The organism is Streptomyces cadmiisoli (assembly GCF_003261055.1).
GTDB classification, from domain to species: domain Bacteria; phylum Actinomycetota; class Actinomycetes; order Streptomycetales; family Streptomycetaceae; genus Streptomyces; species Streptomyces cadmiisoli.
This window is the reverse complement of record NZ_CP030073.1, coordinates 901160-918461: the sequence shown is the minus strand read 5'-3', so window position 1 is coordinate 918461 and position 17302 is coordinate 901160. Positions and strand designations below refer to the sequence as shown.

General features: G+C 70.4%; 8 protein-coding genes. 4 read left to right on the top strand and 4 right to left on the bottom strand.

Translation table 11 applies throughout. The features are described from left to right. The first annotated feature begins 386 nt into the window (after nucleotides 1-386). Nucleotides 387-3224 (top strand): AfsR/SARP family transcriptional regulator, encoded by a 2838-nt coding sequence (locus DN051_RS03700; protein WP_246040904.1) that lies wholly within the window; start codon nucleotides 387-389, stop codon nucleotides 3222-3224. A gap of 75 nt (nucleotides 3225-3299) precedes the next feature. Here DN051_RS03700 and DN051_RS47735 read toward each other — a convergent pair whose 3' ends face one another. After that, nucleotides 3300-5135, bottom strand: coding sequence for an eCIS core domain-containing protein (locus DN051_RS47735; protein ID WP_425471722.1), 1836 nt, complete (start codon nucleotides 5133-5135; stop codon nucleotides 3300-3302). Nucleotides 5136-5976: 841 nt separating this feature from the next. Between DN051_RS47735 and DN051_RS03690 the strand changes: the two genes are divergently transcribed. After that, nucleotides 5977-8430, top strand: a complete 2454-nt coding sequence (locus DN051_RS03690; protein WP_112442026.1) for a SpoIIE family protein phosphatase — start codon at nucleotides 5977-5979, stop codon at nucleotides 8428-8430. On the opposite strand, the gene DN051_RS03685 is transcribed toward DN051_RS03690, so the two are convergent. The 3 genes from DN051_RS03685 to DN051_RS03675 all read right to left on the bottom strand — a co-directional run bounded on the left by DN051_RS03685 (nucleotide 8425) and on the right by DN051_RS03675 (nucleotide 12139). Further along, nucleotides 8425-8892: a hypothetical protein gene (locus DN051_RS03685; RefSeq protein ID WP_162624838.1), complete on the bottom strand. Its 468-nt coding sequence runs from the start codon at nucleotides 8890-8892 to the stop codon at nucleotides 8425-8427. The two genes, DN051_RS03690 and DN051_RS03685, sit on opposite strands and share 6 nt — an antisense overlap. A 95-nt stretch (nucleotides 8893-8987) precedes the next feature. Beyond that, nucleotides 8988-9890 carry a scabin-related ADP-ribosyltransferase gene (locus tag DN051_RS03680; RefSeq protein ID WP_053763193.1) on the bottom strand — a complete coding sequence of 301 codons (903 nt, stop codon included), beginning with the start codon at nucleotides 9888-9890 and terminating at the stop codon, nucleotides 8988-8990. A 572-nt stretch (nucleotides 9891-10462) separates the two neighbouring features. Continuing rightward, entirely contained in the window at nucleotides 10463-12139 is a 1677-nt protein-coding gene (locus DN051_RS03675) for an FAD-dependent oxidoreductase (RefSeq protein WP_112437963.1), read from the bottom strand. A gap of 525 nt (nucleotides 12140-12664) precedes the next feature. Between DN051_RS03675 and DN051_RS03670 the strand changes: the two genes are divergently transcribed. Next, the gene (locus DN051_RS03670) at nucleotides 12665-14776 is read left to right on the top strand and encodes a SpoIIE family protein phosphatase (RefSeq protein WP_162624836.1); all 2112 of its coding nucleotides are present in this window, start codon (nucleotides 12665-12667) and stop codon (nucleotides 14774-14776) included. A 476-nt stretch (nucleotides 14777-15252) separates the two neighbouring features. Continuing rightward, on the top strand, nucleotides 15253-17214 hold the full coding sequence (locus DN051_RS03665) for a serine/threonine-protein kinase (RefSeq protein WP_112437961.1): 1962 nt from the start codon (nucleotides 15253-15255) through the stop codon (nucleotides 17212-17214). Nucleotides 17215-17302: the final 88 nt, after the last annotated feature.

Here is a 17302-nt window from a genome sequence, read left to right as displayed (position 1 = left end):
GCCGCGGCCGAGGGGAAAACCTTCGGTGCTCGCGGGGACCGCCCGGACGTCCCGCTGTACGTGAACCACCAGCACGAGCGATGCGGGCCGGCGCCCGTTTCCGCCCGCAACGGCGGGTCGAGCACGGTGATCGCGGCGCACCGTGGCCACTCGGCCCTGCGCACCCTCGCCCGCCGCCTCCGCACCGCTGTCGAAGCGTCCTCGTCCGGCCGATTCGGTCTCGCCGTGCCGGAGTCGGCGCGCGGCGGGCCCTCCGCACCGAAGACCTCCGCCTGCCCATGGGGTGCCGCGGCGCCGGCCCCGCGCGGTGGGGCCTCTTCGGGAACACACGCTGCGGGTCCGGACAGCGCACGGAGCCGGACCCGTCATGCCCTAAGGAAAGTGAAGTGACAGAGCAGTTGCGATTCTCCGTCCTCGGGCCGGTCAGGGCATGGCGAGGAGCGGACGAGGTCGACCTGGGATCACCTCAGCAGCGATCCGTGCTGGCGGTGCTGCTGCTGGCCGAGGGCGCGCAGGTGTCCCTCAGCGAGCTGATCGACGCGGTGTGGGGCACACGTGCGCCGGCTTCGGCGTCCGGCACGCTGCGCACGTACGTCCACCGTCTGCGCAAGGTGCTCGACCCGTTCGGTGAAGCCGTGTCGTCCGTGCTCCGGTCCGTGGGGCGCGGTTACCAGCTCACCGTCTCCCCGGACGATGTCGATCTGGGCCGCTTCCAAAGGCTGCTCGAGCGAGCCGAGTCAGCCCATGAAGCGGGGAACGTGAAGGAGGCCGCGGAGCACCTGAGGGAGAGCCTCGACCTGTGGCAGGGGTCGGCCCTGTCGGGTGTCGAGGGTGACTACGCGGACGCTCAGCGGCACAGGCTCGGCGAGCAGCGGCTGTCCGCCGAGGCGATGCTGATGTGGGCCGAGATCGAACTGGGCTCGCACGTGCAGGCAGCCGGGGCCCTGGTCGGTCTCGTCAGGGACCATCCGCTCGACGAGCGTTTCCGGGAACTGCTGATGCTGGCCCTGTACAGGTCGGGGCGGCAGGCCGCGGCACTGGCCACCTACCGGGAGGCGCAGCTGCTCCTGGCCGACGAGCTCGGTGTCGACCCCGGACCCGGGTTGCAGGCCATGCACCAACGTGTGCTGAGAGCCGACGGCGACCTGCTCGCCCCGGCGACCCCCGCCCGTACCGAGCCGGTGGAAGCCCGCGAAGAGGGCACCGGCGCGGCGACCCCGGCCCAACTCCCCGCCCGCCTCCCTGCCTTCGTGGGCCGCGATGCCGAACTGTCCCAGGCCTCAGGCCTGGTGAGGAACGGTGACACCGGCGTGAGTGTCGTCACGGGCATGGCCGGAGTCGGGAAGACCGCCTTCGCCGTCCACTGGGCCCGCCAGGTCGCCGACGACTTCCCGGACGGCCAGATCTTCCTCAACCTGCGCGGCTTCGACCCCGGGGGGCCTCCCGTCTCTTCCGAGCGGGCCCTGCGTACGGTGCTGGAAGCCCTGGGCGCCAATGCCGGAAAGCTGCCGCAGGACGTGGACGCGCTGGCGGCCCTGCACCGGACCCGGCTGGCCGGCAAACGCGTGCTGCTGCTGCTGGACAACGCGCGTGACGCGGCCCAGGTGAGGCCCCTCCTCCCGGGAGCCCCCGGATGCCTGGTCATCGTCACCAGCCGCCACCAGATGGCCGGTCTGGTCGCCGTCGACGGCGCGCTGCCGGTGCATCTGGACGTACTCTCCGAACCGGAGGCGCGGCACTTCCTCGCCCGTCGTCTCGGACAGTCCAGAACGGCGGCCGAGCCCGAAGCGGTCACGGACATCGTCGCCCTGTGCTCCCGGCTGCCACTCGCCCTGGCCATCACGGCGGCACGCGCGGCAACACGTACCGCCATGCCGCTGACCACCTTGGCCAGGGAGTTGCACGACAGCGTGGGCGGTCTGGACGCCTTCCGCAGCGGTGACGCCGCGGCCGACGTGCGGGCCGCCTTCTCCTGCTCCTACCACGCTCTGTCCCCGGGCGCCGCACGTCTGTTCCGGCTCCTCGCGCTGCACCCGGGCCCCGACACGGCCCTGACCGCCGCCGCCAGCCTCGCGGGGTTTCCCGTCCCCCACACACGACATCTGCTCGCCGACCTGATCCAGGCGCACCTCGTGGAGGAACGCTCACCCGGACGATTCGCCCTGCACGACCTGCTGCGCGCCTATGCCTCGGAACTGGTGGACGCCACCGAAACCCGGGAGGAACGCGACGCGGCGCGCCTCAGGCTGCTCAACCACTGTCTGCACAGCGCCGACAACGCGCGACAGTTCTTCCGATCGGGCCGGGACGACATCGACCTGCTGCCCGTGCTGCCGGGCGTTCATGTGGAGGAGTTCGGCGGCGCGGGCGGTGCGGAAGCGGCCAAGCGGTGGTTCGACGTCGAACACGCCACCCTCGTCGAGTGCATCGGGCTGGCTTCCGCCGACCCACGCCACGACGCCTACACCTGGCGGCTGGCCTGGGTCACCAAACAGTACTTGGACCGCCAGAGCCGGTGGAGCGAGGTGGAGAGGACCCACCGGGTCGCTCTGACGGCGGTGCTGCGCCTCGGGGACCCCATCGGCGAGGCGTGCATCCGCCGTGGACTGGCCAGGGCGACGGCCACCCTCGGCCGGGTGGAGGAGGCCCAGGCGCACATGGCCCGATCGGCGGAACTGTTCATCGCGACGGGCGATCCCGCCATCAGCGGCGAGGCCCACAGGCAGGCAGGCTGGCTCGCCGAACGGCTCGGTGACATCCCCGGTGCGCTCGGCCACGCGGAACGAGCACTGGAACTCAGTCGTGAAGGCGGCGACGCCGCGACCACGGCACGCTCCCTCAACGCCGTCGGCTGGTACCACGCCCTGCTCGGACAGTACGAGCAGGCCCTCGTGCACTGCCGGCAGGCCCTGCCCCTTCACCGAGCGGCCTCCGACGTGTGCGGCTCCGCGGACACCCACGACAGCATCGGCTACGCCCACCACCAGCTCGGTCAGTACGAGCAGGCCGTGGACGCCTATCGCGAGGCCATCGCCCGCTACCGCAGTATCGACGTCCTGTACGGCAGCGCCGACACACTCGGCCGGCTCGGCGACACGTATCGGAGCATGGGCCGTTCAGGAGACGCGCGAGCCGCGTGGAACGAGGCTCTGGACGTCTTCGACACGCTGGGGCATCGGCGGGCCGAGGAGATCCGGACGAGGATCGGGCAAGCGGACGGGTGACGCCGACGGGTGTCTGACTGGCCTCGGTGACCCGCCGGTGTGCATCACCCTTCGGGCCCGTCCGGGCCCGGAGGGTCACGCCCCGCCACCGGCCCGTGCGGTCGCCTCTGTCTCCAGCCCTTGGAGCCAGGAGCCGTTGGCGAAGGCGCCGAGGGCGTACTCGGCGTTGCTCCGCTGCTTGTCGCCGACCTGATGCTCGGCCAGCCACCTGCGAACGTTCTCCACGGTGGTGATCCGCGCGTTCCGGCAATCGCGTGCGACCTTGGCGAGCGCTTCGAAGGTGGCTGCCTCGCCGATGCCTATCATCTCCTGCGACAGGGCGGTCATCACGGGCTGCCTGACGTTCTTCTCCAGTTCAACGGTCGTGTCCCTTCCCCATGATCGGTGGAAACGGTCCGACTGATCCTTTAGCAGCCCCGTGTAGATGTTCTTCGTGTAGGCGACCTCATGGCCGCCGTCGAGGTGCAGTGCGCGGCTCTTGAAGTTCTCGATCTGCGCGTCGCTCATGTCGAGGGGGTGCACGCTGTTCTCCTGGCTCAGGATCTCCCAGCCCGACGGGCCCTGCCAGAGGACGTTCGTCGCCTCGAACAAGCGCTGCTGGCCCGTACTGTGGTACTCCGTGACGTCGAACCAGTCGGTGGGCGAGCGCTCCTGCCGGAACGCGCTGGCGTGCGGGGCGTTGCTGGTGGTGCCGGGTGACTGGTAGTGCCATGCCGTGAAGTGGTCGTCCTGTGCGTCGCCGGTCACGGCGAAGGCGCATCCGTTCATCGTGGCGGTGAAGACGAACTCGGATCCGCGAGCACCCTGGCCTCTGGCGTTCCGGCGCACCCGGGTATGTCCGACAGTCGCTTCGTGATCGGCACCGCTGCCGCGGTTGAAGTACGGAACGTAGGAAGAGGCCAGGTAGGCACTGTCGTCCAGCACCTGGGGCAGCTCGGACGGGTTCACCGACTCGAAGACGGCCGCGTCGGGGAAAGCCTGCCAGTACTTTTCCACGGCAGGTGTGAGGTAGTACGCCGGTTTGCCCTCCTTGTTGCGTCTGGGGTCGAGGACCAGGACGAACCAGTGCCGCTCCCAGTTCATCATCTGATTCACGAAGGCCGCGTAGTCCAGTCTTCGGAGATCCCGGGTTCGCTCATTCATGCCCTTCTGGAAGTCCATGGAGACGGCGGAGTGGCTGAGGAACGCTTTCGGATCGTCCGTCAGGTCGTCTTCGGGGGTGCGTTGTACCACCGTCCCCGCCGACGGTGACAGCCGGGACGCCGGGGAGTGCGCTCTCTGACCCCGGACTCCGGTCGCCCCGTGATGTGTGTCCACCGCGCTCGGCTCGTTGCCGGTGCGGCCCGACATCACACGGACCGCGTTGGCCTCCGCCTCCAGTTCGAAGCGGTCGGAGGGGCTGGAGACGCTGAGGCCGTCACCGGTCTCGGTGCCCGCCACGGGGCCTTGGCGTTGCTGGAGCACGTGGGTCAGCTCGTGAGCCAGAGTGTGCTTGTCGCCGCCGCCCCTGCCGATCACGATGTGGTTGCCCGACGTGTAGGCGCGGGCACCGACGTCGGCCGCCGACCGCTGGGCGGCCGTGTCGGTGTGCAGGCGAACGTCGGAGAAGTCCGCCCCGAGACGAGCCTCCATGTCCTCGCGCGTGGCAGGGTCCATGGGACGGCCCGCGGCGCGAAGCACCTGGTGGACGCTGCTGCGCTGGACGGGGATGTCGGAGCCGGGTGCCGCGTGCGGGTTCCGGGCCTCGTCGACCAGGCGTTGTACGGCCGAGTTGCCCGCGGTCCGCTGCAGGGCGGCAAGCCGGTGCGGGGACAGGACGTGCTGTGCGCCGGCCGACGGTGCGTGCGGGCTGACGGCCTGAGGTGATGCCGTCTTCTCCAAGGGATCCTGCTGCGGGGTGCGAGCGCGCACGAGGCCCGCCTTTCTGCCGTCGGTGGTCACACGGGGCCCGGAACCCCCGACGCAGCCGCAGGACGGGTTCCCGCCGGGGGCACGTACCAGGTGGTGAAGGTGGGCGCTCGATCACCGTAGAAACCCGGCCACCGGGGCGTCAGAGGCAACCGGGCAGTTTCCCGCGGCCGTGCGGGAGGCCATGTGGCCACGCGGCCCACTGCTGACGGGCCGGTGCGGCGGCGCGCGGGCGGCGTCCCCGGTCATCGTGACCGCGCGGTCCGCGTGGCCTGCCCGGAAGGCCTGTCGGGTGGCCGTGGCGCGGCACCGCGCCGGGCGGCCAGACTCTTGTCGTGCACCGGTCCCCGCGCGGGGGTGGCGGCCCGACACCCCACCGGGCGACACACCCGTGCCGGGACTGCACGCGTACTGCCGACGACGTCACCCTCGCCCCCTTCGGGCACCTCGGTGTCAGCAGGATGCGCCCGCAGGTCAGAGGGACCTTGCCGGGCCTGCCGGCTGGAACGACGCCCGTCCACGTCGTCGAATCGGGCGGCACACGGGGCCCACCCTGAGCGCGGCGCGGCGGACCACCCCCTGGCCCGTCGCGCCGCTTCCCCGTCCATCGGGTGTCGTTGCCCGTCGTCCCGCCGGCACCCGATGTACGCCCCGGCACAGCCCGTTCGACGCCGTCCGCGCGCGAGACGCGGATTCGCCGGCGGGCGCGGCACCCGCGCGATCCTTCCGCTCCGGCGTACCCGTACGCGATGCCCCTGGTCAGGGCCGGCTCCGATGTCGTAGGCGTCCGTATCGGTGGACACTGGGATGTACCGAGTTCTGAGGCCGATGAAAGCTGATGACGATGGGTGCATCCGATGCCACTGAGCGCGGTGGCCACGACCGGGTGGATCCGGCCGCAGAAGACCGGGCCCGCGTCCTCATCGACGCCGGCGGTGTGGTGGTCGGATGGAACTCCGCAGCCGAACGGCTGCTGGATCGACCCGCGGACGCGATGCTCGGCCGGCCGGTGGTGGACCCGCTCGACGGTGCCGACCCCTTCGTACCGCCGGAGGCTGCCGAGGACGACGTCCTCGTCGGGCTGCGACGCACGGACGGCGCCTTCGTACCGTGCCGCATCGGGGTCCGTCGTGCGGGCGCGGGGGAGAAGGGGGCACGGTGGGAGGTGACGCTCACCCCCGCGGGGCGGGCGACCTCGACGGCGGAACTCGACCACGCTCTCCTGGAGACTCTCTTCACGGTCTCGCCCGTAGGTCTGTACCTCCTCGACCCCCAGCTGCGGATCATCCGGTTCAACCCCGCGGCCGAAGGGATGGAGCGCACCTCGGTCGCGGAAGCAGTCGGCAGACGTCCCGCCGAGGTGTGGCCGAGTGCCGACGTGGAGAACATGGAGCGGGTGATGGAGCAGGTGCTCGCGACGGGACGGCCGGCCATCGGCGTCGAGAAGCGGATGCGTCCACCAGGAGACCCTGAGCACGAGCACGTCCTGTCGGCCTCCGTTTTTCCGCTGGTGAGCGAGCAGGGCCGGGTGCTGGGCCTCGCTGACGCCACCGTGGACGTCACCGACCACCACCTGGCGCGGGAGCGGCTGAATGTGCTCGCGCTGGCCGGCAAGCGGATCGGTTCGAGCCTCGACGTGCTGGACACCACCCGGGGCCTGGCCGAGGTGTCCGTGCCGGGGCTGGCCGACAGCATGGCGGTGGAGGTGCTCGAGCCGGTCCTCGCCGGAGAGGATCTCGAGCCCGGCCCCGTACGGCCCGACACCGTGCTGCGGCGCGCGGCCTGCCGGTCGCGGGACGACGCGGAGCTCATGGCGGCCGGCGTCTGCGACGGCGTCCGCCCACCGGCGAACGCTGCCGAGACCCTCCATGAACTCGAGCCGCGCATCATCGATCCGCGCAGTGCCCTCGGGCGCCGTCTGCTCGCGGGCCTGCGGGCTCCCCGGCACCTGGTGCACTCCCTGATGCTCGTACCCCTGGTGGTCCAGAGCCGGGCTCTCGGGCTCGCCATGTTCTGTCGCTGGGGCGATCGCAGGCCCTTCGAACAAGACGATGTGACGCTGGCCGCGGAACTGGCCCTGCGCACCGCGGCCTGTCTCGACAACGCCCGCCGGTACCTGCGGGAGCGCAACTCCCTGGTGGCGCTGCAGCACGCCATGCGTTCGGACGGCCTCCCGCCCCGGGACACCCTGGACGCGGCGCACGAGTACGCGCAGGCGGGCAGCGGCGGCGACTGGGTCGACGTCCTCGCCCTCTCCGGAGCGCGGGTGGCTCTCGTCGCGGGCCGTGTGCCCGGCCGAGGCCTGGAGACCGCGGCGGCCGCGGGGCGCCTGCGCGCGGCCGTGCACACGCTGTCGGACCTGGACCTGGAGCCGGACGAACTGCTCGCCCGACTCGACGACCTGGCACGTCGGTTCAGCGGGGGAAACGGCGACGGAACGGACCATCCCTCGCAGGTGCGGGACGCCGGGCGGTCCGACGACGCCGACGAGGCGTTCACGACGTGCTTGTACCTGATCTACGACCCGGTGTCGGGGCGCTGCTCGGTCGCCAGCGCGGGCCACCCCTGGCCGGTGCTCGTGCAGCCGGACGGGACCGTCGCCGCCCTGGACCGTCCCACGGGTGCCGTCCTGCGCGGTTCCGGCGGACCTTTCGAGAGGACCGACCTGGACCTCCCCGACAACTCGACATTGGTCATGTATACGCCGGGCTTCTGCCAGGAACGGTCCGATGCCCAGGTCCGCAAGCGTGTGACCGAGTTGCTGGACGGCTTCTCCGGAACCGTGCGCCAGGCGTGCGGGATGCTGATCGAAGCGCTGATCCCGGACCGTCCCCGCGAAGACGCCGCCGTACAGGTCGCGCGGACGCACACGCTGAGTTCGGCCCGGGTCAAGTCGTGGGACCTGCCCAGTGATCCGTCGGTGGTCTCCAGGGTCCGGTCGCTCGTCACCGGGCAGTTGACGACGTGGGGCATGAGCCAGGCGGCGTTCACCACGGAACTCATAGCGAGTGAACTGGTCACCAACGCCATCCGCTACGCCAAGCCGCCCCTGAACCTGCGCCTCATCCGCAGTCACGTCCTGACGTGCGAGGTCTCCGACGGCAGCAGCACCTCTCCGCGGCTGCGGCATGCCCGCATCACCGACGAGGGCGGCCGGGGGCTGCTGCTCGCCGCCAGGTTCTCCGAGCGCTGGGGGACCCGGTACACCGACGACGGCAAGACCGTGTGGGTGGAGCAGAGCATTCCCGAGCTCCATCGAGCGGGGGATGCAGTGCGCGGTCCGGGCGTGCGGTCATGAGACGGCCGTGATCTTCACGCGTGCGCTGCCGCCGGGGGTGCGCAGGACGATGTCGTAGAGATGGGTGTCGCCTGCGCGGGGTGCGACGACCGCGCGGGCGCCGGGGAGCAGGGCCCGCGACACCACCTCGTGCCGCTCGCCCGGTCGCGAGCCGCTGATCGTGACCAGTCGGACGCGGGTGCTGCCCGTGTTCTCGAGCGTGACCGACCGGGTTCTGGGGCAGGGTGCGGTATGTGCGTCGTCGCGGCAGTGGAAGCGGACGTCACCGAAGCCCACCAGGCCGCAGGAGACCTCGGTGGAGAACGTGAAGTCGGCCGAGCACACTGCGCCGACCCGCACGTCGCGACCGGGCGGTGTGCCGGTGTCCCGGTCGGTGCTGTCCGACGCCACCGCGTACAACGCCGCTGCCGCACCACTCACCGCAGTAGCGGCGAGGGCGGCGAATATGAGCGCTCTACGCACCTGGGCTCCCTTCGGTGTGTGTGCACCGGCGTGCCGGCCGGTCGGTCCGGTTGTGCGGCGGCTGGAGCGCGGAGGCTCCACCGGCGGCCACGGTGCTACGAGTCGACGTCCATGGCGTCGGGATCACGCTGCGGAACCCCGAATCGGGGATTGGGCATGGACTGGAGGTGCGTCTGGGACCGGTTCGCGCCGGTCCCGGTGACACGGTAGATATCGACGCCCTCGATGAATTCCGGCCTGATGCCCTTCCAGAAGGCGACCTCCTGTTGTTGATGGAAGGCCACGGTCCCGAGGCTTTCGACCAGGTCCATGCCGCCTGGTGCTCTGATCGTGTAGCGGAGTGCGAGTCCATCCTGGCGGATGGCCCACTCGGGGATGTATCCGTCATTCGAACGGGTGGCGCTGACCAGGGCGGACCGACGCGACTCCTTGAGCGTCTTCTGATAGGACCTCAAGCTGTTCGGAAGCTTCACGTTCCACGACTTGAAGCCCTCGGGGAAGATCGCGTCCGGCGTGCGGGTGTCCCATCGGTACAGCGGTTCACTGTCGGCTCGGTACGCGATACGTGGTGCCTGTCGGCCCTGCTTGTCGTGACGCAGGGTGGGGAGATCGGCCGGATGGATTCCGTAGCGGCTGCGCCCGAAACCCGCCGCGGGCTGGGCCCGGTCCGTGGTCAGGCGGCCGGGGTACTGGCGTCGCGCCTGGTCCAGGTCGGCCATGCTCTCGTACCCGCCGTCGGAATCAGAATCGCTGGCGAGGGTGTCTTCGACGTCGGAGAAGTCCTGGGCTGTCGACTGAAGTGACACCCGCTGCACAGAGGGCGAACTCCCGTTGCCTGCATACCGAGCCCCCTGGATGGCCCGCGTCACGGCGGTGTTGCCGGCCGCGCGTTGCAGTCGGAGAAGGAGTTCGTCCCGGTCGGCGGAGCCAAAGGCACGGACGGACCGCTGCACCTCCGCGCCGGACCGCTTCCTTCGCTCACCCCACTGGGCGCGCATACCTGCCTCCTTCGGCGTCGTGGAAGGTGATCACCTGGGCACCGAGCACGCGATGTCGACCCGGCCACTCGGTGAGGGGGCCGAACTCCGACTCGGCGGTGCGGCGTTGATGTGGCACGGCGCCGGTGCGCGACGCGGGCCATCCTGCCGAGTCGGGCGGGCTCACGCACGCGGGGAGCGGAGCGTGCGAGGACCGTGCGGCCGCCGGAGGTGATCGCACGGCCGGCGGCACGGACATCGGCCGTCGGACCCGGGTTCAACCGGCCGGGCACCATGGGCGGTCGTTCTCGGAGGCGCGCGGGCCGACGCTCGCCCGCAGGTCAGCGTGGTTGTCTCGGCACCGGAGCGCCGCCGAGCCGTCCCGGACCAATGCCTTCGGGGCGCGAATCACCGTGCCGAGTGACTGCAAGAACCGTCCCGAGCGACGTGTCACCCGTCGAATTCCCGGCAGTCACATGCTCTTTCACCTGAAGTCGCGGCGCGGAGAAGGTGCCCGGACGGTCAGCCGATCGTGCCTTCGCGGACCTGCCCCGCGACCGTGTGGTCGGTCACCGAGGACGACAAGGACAGCTTCATCCCATGTCGGCAAGTGCGAGATGGACGGCGGACACCACCATGGAGCCCTCTCCGACGGCGGACGCGACCCGCTTCACCGAGCCCGAGCGGACGTCGCCCACCGCGAACACTCCCGGGACGCTCGACTCCATTCCGCTCGGCAGGCGCCCCGGAGGGAAGCCGGATGTGTCGGACACGTCGGCGCCCACACGTATGAAGCCCTTGGCGTCGGTTTCCAGGCTGCCGTCCAGCCACCCCGTGTTCGGAACGGCCCCCAGCATCAGGAAGGCGCTGGACGTGGGGCTCACCTTCATGTCGCCGCTGAGGGAGTCCCGCCACCGCACCGCCTTCAGATGTTCGTCGCCGCGCAGTTCGGTGATCTCGCTGCGAGGGTGCACGGAAATCTTTGGCGAGGCCTCGATACGGGTCAGGAGGTACTGGGACATGGAGCTGGAGAGGGCCTGGGCGCGGACGAGTATGTGCACATGGGCCGCGCTCTGCGACAGGAAGACCGCTGCCTGTCCGGCGGAGTTGGCCCCGCCGACCACGAACACGTCCTCGTCCACACAGAAGGATCCTTCCAGGGCGGTGGCGGCGTAGTGCACGCCGTTCCCCTCGAAGCGCGGGAGTTCCGGCAGGTCGAGGCGCCGGTAGTGCGCGCCGGTGGCGACGACGACGGTACGAGCCGCAAGCACCTCACCGTCGCTCAACCGGAGCAGATACGGAGACCGGCTGCAATCGATCTTCTCCACGGTGCGGGGCAGCGCGATGCGCGCGCCGAACTTCCTCGCCTGGACCTGGGCGCGAGCGGCCAGATCGTGCCCGCTGATACCGAGGGGGAACCCGAGATAGTTCTCGATCATGGAAGAGGTGCCGGCCTGGCCTCCGGGCGCCGTGGACTCGCAGACGACCGTACTGAGTCCTTCGGACGCCGCGTAGACGGCAGCGGCCAGGCCCGCCGGCCCCGCACCGACCACCGCCACGTCCACCGTGCCGACGTCGCTGATCGTCTCCCTCAGGCCGAGGCAGGCCGCGATCTCGGAAGTCGTCGGGTTCTGCATGAACGAGCCCGGCTTGCAGATCACCAGCGGCCAGCGAACCGTACTGTCCACTCCGTAGTCGCCCAGTACCTCGTCGGAATCAGGGTCTCCGGGACTGACCTGGCGTACGGGGTAGTCGTTGCGTTCCAGGAAGCTGCGGATCCGCAGCATGTCGCTGGAAGCGGCGGGCCCGGCCAGCAGGACGGTGCCGAGACCCATGCGGATGTATCTGAGGCGCCGCAGGATGAATGCCCGCAGAATGACGCGAGCCGGCTTCGGCTCATTGGCGATCAACCGCCTCAGCTGCGACGGCCGAAGACGGATGACCGTGCACTCTTCGCGTGCCACCGCCTCCACGAGCGACTTCTGCCGATTCAGCAGTGACAGTTCTCCCGTGAATTGCCCACCGGTGTAGACGGTGATTATTCGGTCCTGGGGCGAGTCGCCGGGGCTGCCGTCCTGGTAGATATCAATTGTTCCGTCCAGGACCAGATAGAAGTCGAAATCCGTCGTACCGCGACTGTAGAGGATCTGGCCCGGCTCCAGGCGTTCCACTTTCCCGTAAGACCGCACGCTGTCCACTTGGTCTTCGGGCAGCTTCGGGAAAATGCTGTCGTCCTCCGTCGCTACCGTCAGTCCATCGTCGCTCACCATATGGCCCACCGCCCATTCGCCGAAATGAGAGGGTCGGGTTGCCTGCCCGCCGGATATTCCCCATTGTCATTGCGCCAGGTCCTGCTCGAAGAATTTTATGTCGAACCCGAAGGCCTCCGCATGGCGCGGCCTGGCGGCTGAGGTGCGCGACCTGATCCGGACGAGCCCGGCGCAGGACGAGCGGCGGACCGGGCCGGATCCGGCCCGGTCGAGGCGAGCCAGGGCCGGTGATCCACCCGGCAGGCCGTCCTTGACGCAGGCCCGGCACCGGGTGCCCGCGCCGGGTTCGCTGGCTATTGTCCGTGTATGGATCTCACGCGATGTGATGGGTCCGGTGCTGTCGCCACCGGAACGGGTGGAACGGACGGCCAGGACGGCATCAGGTGCGGATCCAGTGCCATGAGTGCGGGTCGCGGCCCCACGGCCGGTCGCGGCGGGGCGGCCGTCGCGGTCTTCCGCGGAAGGCGGCCGCGGCACGGTGCCGGCGTCGTTCGCCCGGGGGCTCTGGGAGGTCGGTGAAGAGGCGTGTCTTCTGCTGCCTCCGGTCCCGCTGGGGACTGGGACGACCTGGCCACCCTCTTCCGCGGTCTGGTCCAGGACGCCGGTGCCTCGGGGGGCATGCTGTTCCTCCTGCCGCCGGGGGAACCGGTTCTTCAGTTGGCGATGCTCTACGGGTCCCCCTGGGGCATCGCCGCCCCGTGGTCCCGGATCAGGATGGAGGAGTCGATCCCCGCGGCCGAAGCGGCGCGGGAGAGGCGCCTGGTCTGGGTCGGCAGCTCCGAGGAGATGGCCCTCAACTATCCGAGGCTCGCTCTTGTGGTGCCCGACCACACCGTGGCCGCGTCTCCGATCATCGTCGGTGACGCCGTTCTCGGTACGGTCTGCCTGCTGTGGCCGTCGTCGCACTCCACGCACCTGCGCCGGGAGGAGAGCGAAGTCCTCGACACCTTCTGCCGGCAGGCGGGCCTCGTGCTTCAGCGCGGGGCGAAGAGCGGTGACCCGCTCCTTCCCGGGATCCGGCCGGTGCTTCTGGAACCGGTACGTCTGCGCACTCCGGACCGGGCCGAGGCCCTGGCCGCCTACGACTTCGCCGTCCGTCTGCCCGGCGCCGTGTCACTGGACCTGGAAGGCCGGATCACCTTCCTGAACGACACGGCGGCCGACCTGCTCGGCGCGCCCGCCGTCGACCTGCTGGACGCCTGCCCGTGGGAGCGCCTGCAGTGGCTCGGCGATCCCACCTTCGAGGACCGATTCCGCGACACCGTCATCAGCCGCCGGCCCACCCATTTCACCGCCCGGCGCTCACCGGATCTGAGACTGTCCTTCCAGCTCTACCCCGATGACACCGGCGTCAGTGTCCATATCGTTCCCTTCCGGACCGCATCGTCCGCCGGGACCGAGCAACCCGTTCGATCCCTCGCGGAGCCACCGGAAGCCACCACGATCTACCACCTCATGCATCTGGCGGCGAGCCTCACCGAGACGGTGCGGGTCGAAGACGTCGCGGACAAGGTCGGGGACCAGCTCCTGCCGGCCTTCGGCGCGGCGGGCCTCGCCCTGATGACGGCGGACGACGGACGGCTGCGGGTCGTCGGCCACCAGGGATACAGCGCGGCCTTCATGGCCCGCTTCGACGGCGAGTCCCTGGCGGCCGGCAGTCCGCCCGCGCGAGCGCTGACCAGTCACAGGCCCCTGTTCTTCACCAGCTTCGCCGAGTTCAAGCGCGCCTACCCGGACGCCGTCCGTTACGGCGACAGGGACGCGTGGGCGTTCCTGCCGCTGCTCATCTGCGGTCGTCCCGTCGGGATCCTGGTGCTGTCCTACGATCAGGCGCGGCACTTCCCGCCGACGGAGCGCAACCTCCTCGTGTCCGTGGCGGGACTGATCGCCCAGGCGCTGGACAGGGCCCGCCTCTACGACGCCAAGGACAATCTGGCGCGCACCCTTCAGAACGGACTTCTGCCCCACAGGCTGCCCGACGTCCCAGGACTGAGGACCGCCGCCCGCTATCTCCCCGCCGGACACGGCATGGATGTCGGCGGTGACTTCTACGACCTCATCCGCTGCGGCCCCGCCAGTGCCGCGGCGGCCATCGGCGACGTCCAGGGCCACAACGTCCAGGCCGCCGCCCTCATGGGCCAACTCCGCACCGCCGTCCACACACAGGCCATGGCGGGCATGCGGCCCGACGAACTCCTGGCCCGCACCAACCAGGTGATGTACGACTTCGATTCGGGACTGTTTGCGAGCTGCCTCTACGTACATCTCGACCTGGCCGGCGGCAGCGCCCGTCTGGCCACGGCCGGCCACCTGCCACCCCTGCTGCGCCACCCCGACCGCCGCACCGAGATCCTCGAACTTCCCGCGGGCCCGCTGCTCGGCGTCACCGCGGACGCGGAGTACTCCACCGTGGAGATCCCGCTGCCCCCGGGCACCACGATCGCCCTGTACACCGATGGCCTCGTCGAAGTACCCGGCGCCGATATCAACCGTGCCATCGTGTCCCTCGCCGACCGATTCGCCCGGGCGCGGGACGACGACCTGGAAGCGCTCATCGACACGCTCCTGCACCACGGCCTGCGCAGCGTCCCGCGTACCGACGACATCGCCATGCTCCTGATCCACACGGCGACGTGAGCCGCGGTCAGGCTCTCGTCGTGCGGCGCTGCCCTCGGGCGTTTGCACCCGGCGGGTGTCCCGCCCCGCCCCGGGCCGGCCGTCGTGCGACGGCTTTCCGAGAGGTGTGGTCAAGTACGGGCACCCGGCGCGGATTTTACGAACATCAGGCCTTTGATCATACTGTTGCGCGGTGTGTTGCCTTCGTGGACAGCCGCACGGACACTTCGTCTGCCCTTCCGGACAGTACTCAGGGGCGGCAGGTGAGGTCCGGTGCGCGTTGTCCTGTCGTCCGTGGACCGAAGGAAGCCCACCTCGGCAGGAAGGTTCGGCGACTTCGTTTGTGTCCCGGCGGTCGGAAACGTCGTTGGGCCGCTGGTGAAGTCGGCGAACGGCGCAGACAGCAAGAAGATTGGGGCGGGGGACGGCCCGGCAGGCCACCTGGACGGGAGTCGCCACTCCTCAGCCGGTCATGGAAGACAGGGAGTAGGGCCCCAATGGACCACCAGGACAAGGCGTCGCCGGACTCGGGTGACGAACGACTGGTCGCCGGTCGTTACCGCTTGCTGTCCCGGCTCGGCGAGGGCGGAATGGGCGTCGTCTGGCGCGCCCGCGACGAGTCACTGCATCGCGAGGTCGCCGTCAAGGAGGTACGTGCTCCCGTCGGGCTGGCCGAGGTGCAGGTCGAGCGGATGTACACCCGCCTGGAGCGGGAGGCATGGGCGGCGGCGCGCATCAGCTCCCGCGGTGTGGTGACCGTCCACGACGTGGCCACCCATGACGGCCGGCCCTGGATCATCATGGAGTTCGTCCGCGGCCGCTCGCTGGCCGACGCGATCGTCTCCCAGGGTGCCCTCCCACCGCGGGAAGCCGCGCGCATAGGTGCCGAGGTGCTGGCCGCGCTGCGCGCGGCGCATGACGCGGGAGTGCTGCACCGCGATGTGAAACCGGGCAACGTCCTGCTCTCCGACGACGGCCGGGTCGTGCTCACCGACTTCGGCATCGCCGCCGTGGAGGGGGATACCGCGCTGACGATGACCGGCGAGGTCGTCGGCTCCCCCGAGTACCTGGCACCGGAGCGGGCCCTGGGCCAGAACCCCGGCGCCGCATCGGACCTGTGGTCCCTCGGCGCGCTCCTCTACGCAACCGTGGAGGGCCGTTCGCCCTTCCGGCGGACCAGTGCTCTGGCCACCCTGCGCGCGGTGGTCGACGACGAGTTGCCCGAGCCGCACCGGGCCGGACCCCTCGCCTCCGTGATCAAGGGTCTGATGCACAAGGACCCCGTCGTTCGGATGACAGCCGAACAGGCCGGGGAGGAACTGCGCCTGGCCGCGGCCGACATCGCTGCCTCCGGTTCCACCGTGCCCTCGCCGACCGTCGGACTGCCCTCGCCGACCGAGGAAGTACGGCCCACCGTGCAGCAGACCGCGGTCGGGCAGCCCACCGCTGTGTCGCCGCTCGACGAGACCGTCCCCCCGGCATCGGCCGAGGCACCCACCGCCGCAGCCGCGGGTACGGTCATCCGCGATCCGCGCCTGCCCGTCCCGGAACCCGAGACGACGTCGAAGGCCGAGGCGCCCACGGCCGACGGAGCCAGGCCCACAGCGGGCGACACCGCCCCGGGACAGCCCCGAGTCCCCGGCATCGCACAGACGGCCACGGCGGAGTCGGGCTCCCCGACTCCGGGCGCTCCGGCGGAGACCTCGAACGCGCCCACCGCGCAGGGCCCTGCCGCCCCCGGCGCGCCCTCCTCTTCCACCGCGCCGCATCACCCGGCGGAGGCCACCGCGCAGTCGCCCTCCGCTTTCGGGGCGCCGCCGTCGATGTCCGAACCGACGGTCGCCGCCCCGGCGTTCCACTCCCCGGCGGCACCCGAGCAGGTGATCGGTGCCGGAGAGCCGGGTTCCGGCCCCGCCCGGAAGGGCCGGCGCACCGGCTATGTGATCGCGGCGGCAGCAGCCGCGGTCGTCGTGCTCGCCGGAGGCATCGGCTACGCGCTGATGGACCGCGGCGACGGCGAGAAGGGCGACGCCTCACCCACGCCCACGGGGCAGGCCCGGGACACCGCCACGGAAGCGGCCGGCAGCGGTCCGGACGACAAGAACGAGGAGCCTGTCTCGGTCACCGTGACGGGCTCGGCGACCACTTACGTCGGCGACTGCCCTCCGGCGGACTCGCAGGCCCCCGTGTTCACCGCGACCTTCAAGGTCTCCGAACTGCCCGTCCAGTTCTCCTACCGGTGGGTCTCGTCGAACGGGACCGTGATCGACCGGCAGTGGCGGACCTTGGCGTTCCGGGAGGACAGCTCTCCGACCCACAAGGAGACCGTGCGGCTGTCGACGTACGCACGGGAGGGAACGCTGAGCAGCGACATGGCTGTGGAGATCAAGTCGCCCTTCGACGCGGTGTCCAACTCCGTGCCGTTCTCGGTGACGTGTGACGCGGCGAAAGGCCACTAATTCACCGGAAGTCGGGGCTTGGTACAGCACGGCAGTGCCAAGCCCCTGCATCCGTCATACTTCCACCAGTACGAGTCCGACCAGTCAT

Bases quoted from the DNA above. Each gene is read 5' to 3' on its own strand.
- DN051_RS03690 (WP_112442026.1), top strand. From the start codon at position 5,977: ATGGGTGCATCCGATGCCACTGAGCGCGGTGGCCACGACCGGGTGGAT.
- DN051_RS03680 (WP_053763193.1), bottom strand. From the start codon at position 9,890: ATGCGCGCCCAGTGGGGTGAGCGAAGGAAGCGGTCCGGCGCGGAGGTG.
- DN051_RS03675 (WP_112437963.1), bottom strand. From the start codon at position 12,139: ATGGTGAGCGACGATGGACTGACGGTAGCGACGGAGGACGACAGCATT.
- DN051_RS03665 (WP_112437961.1), top strand. From the start codon at position 15,253: ATGGACCACCAGGACAAGGCGTCGCCGGACTCGGGTGACGAACGACTG.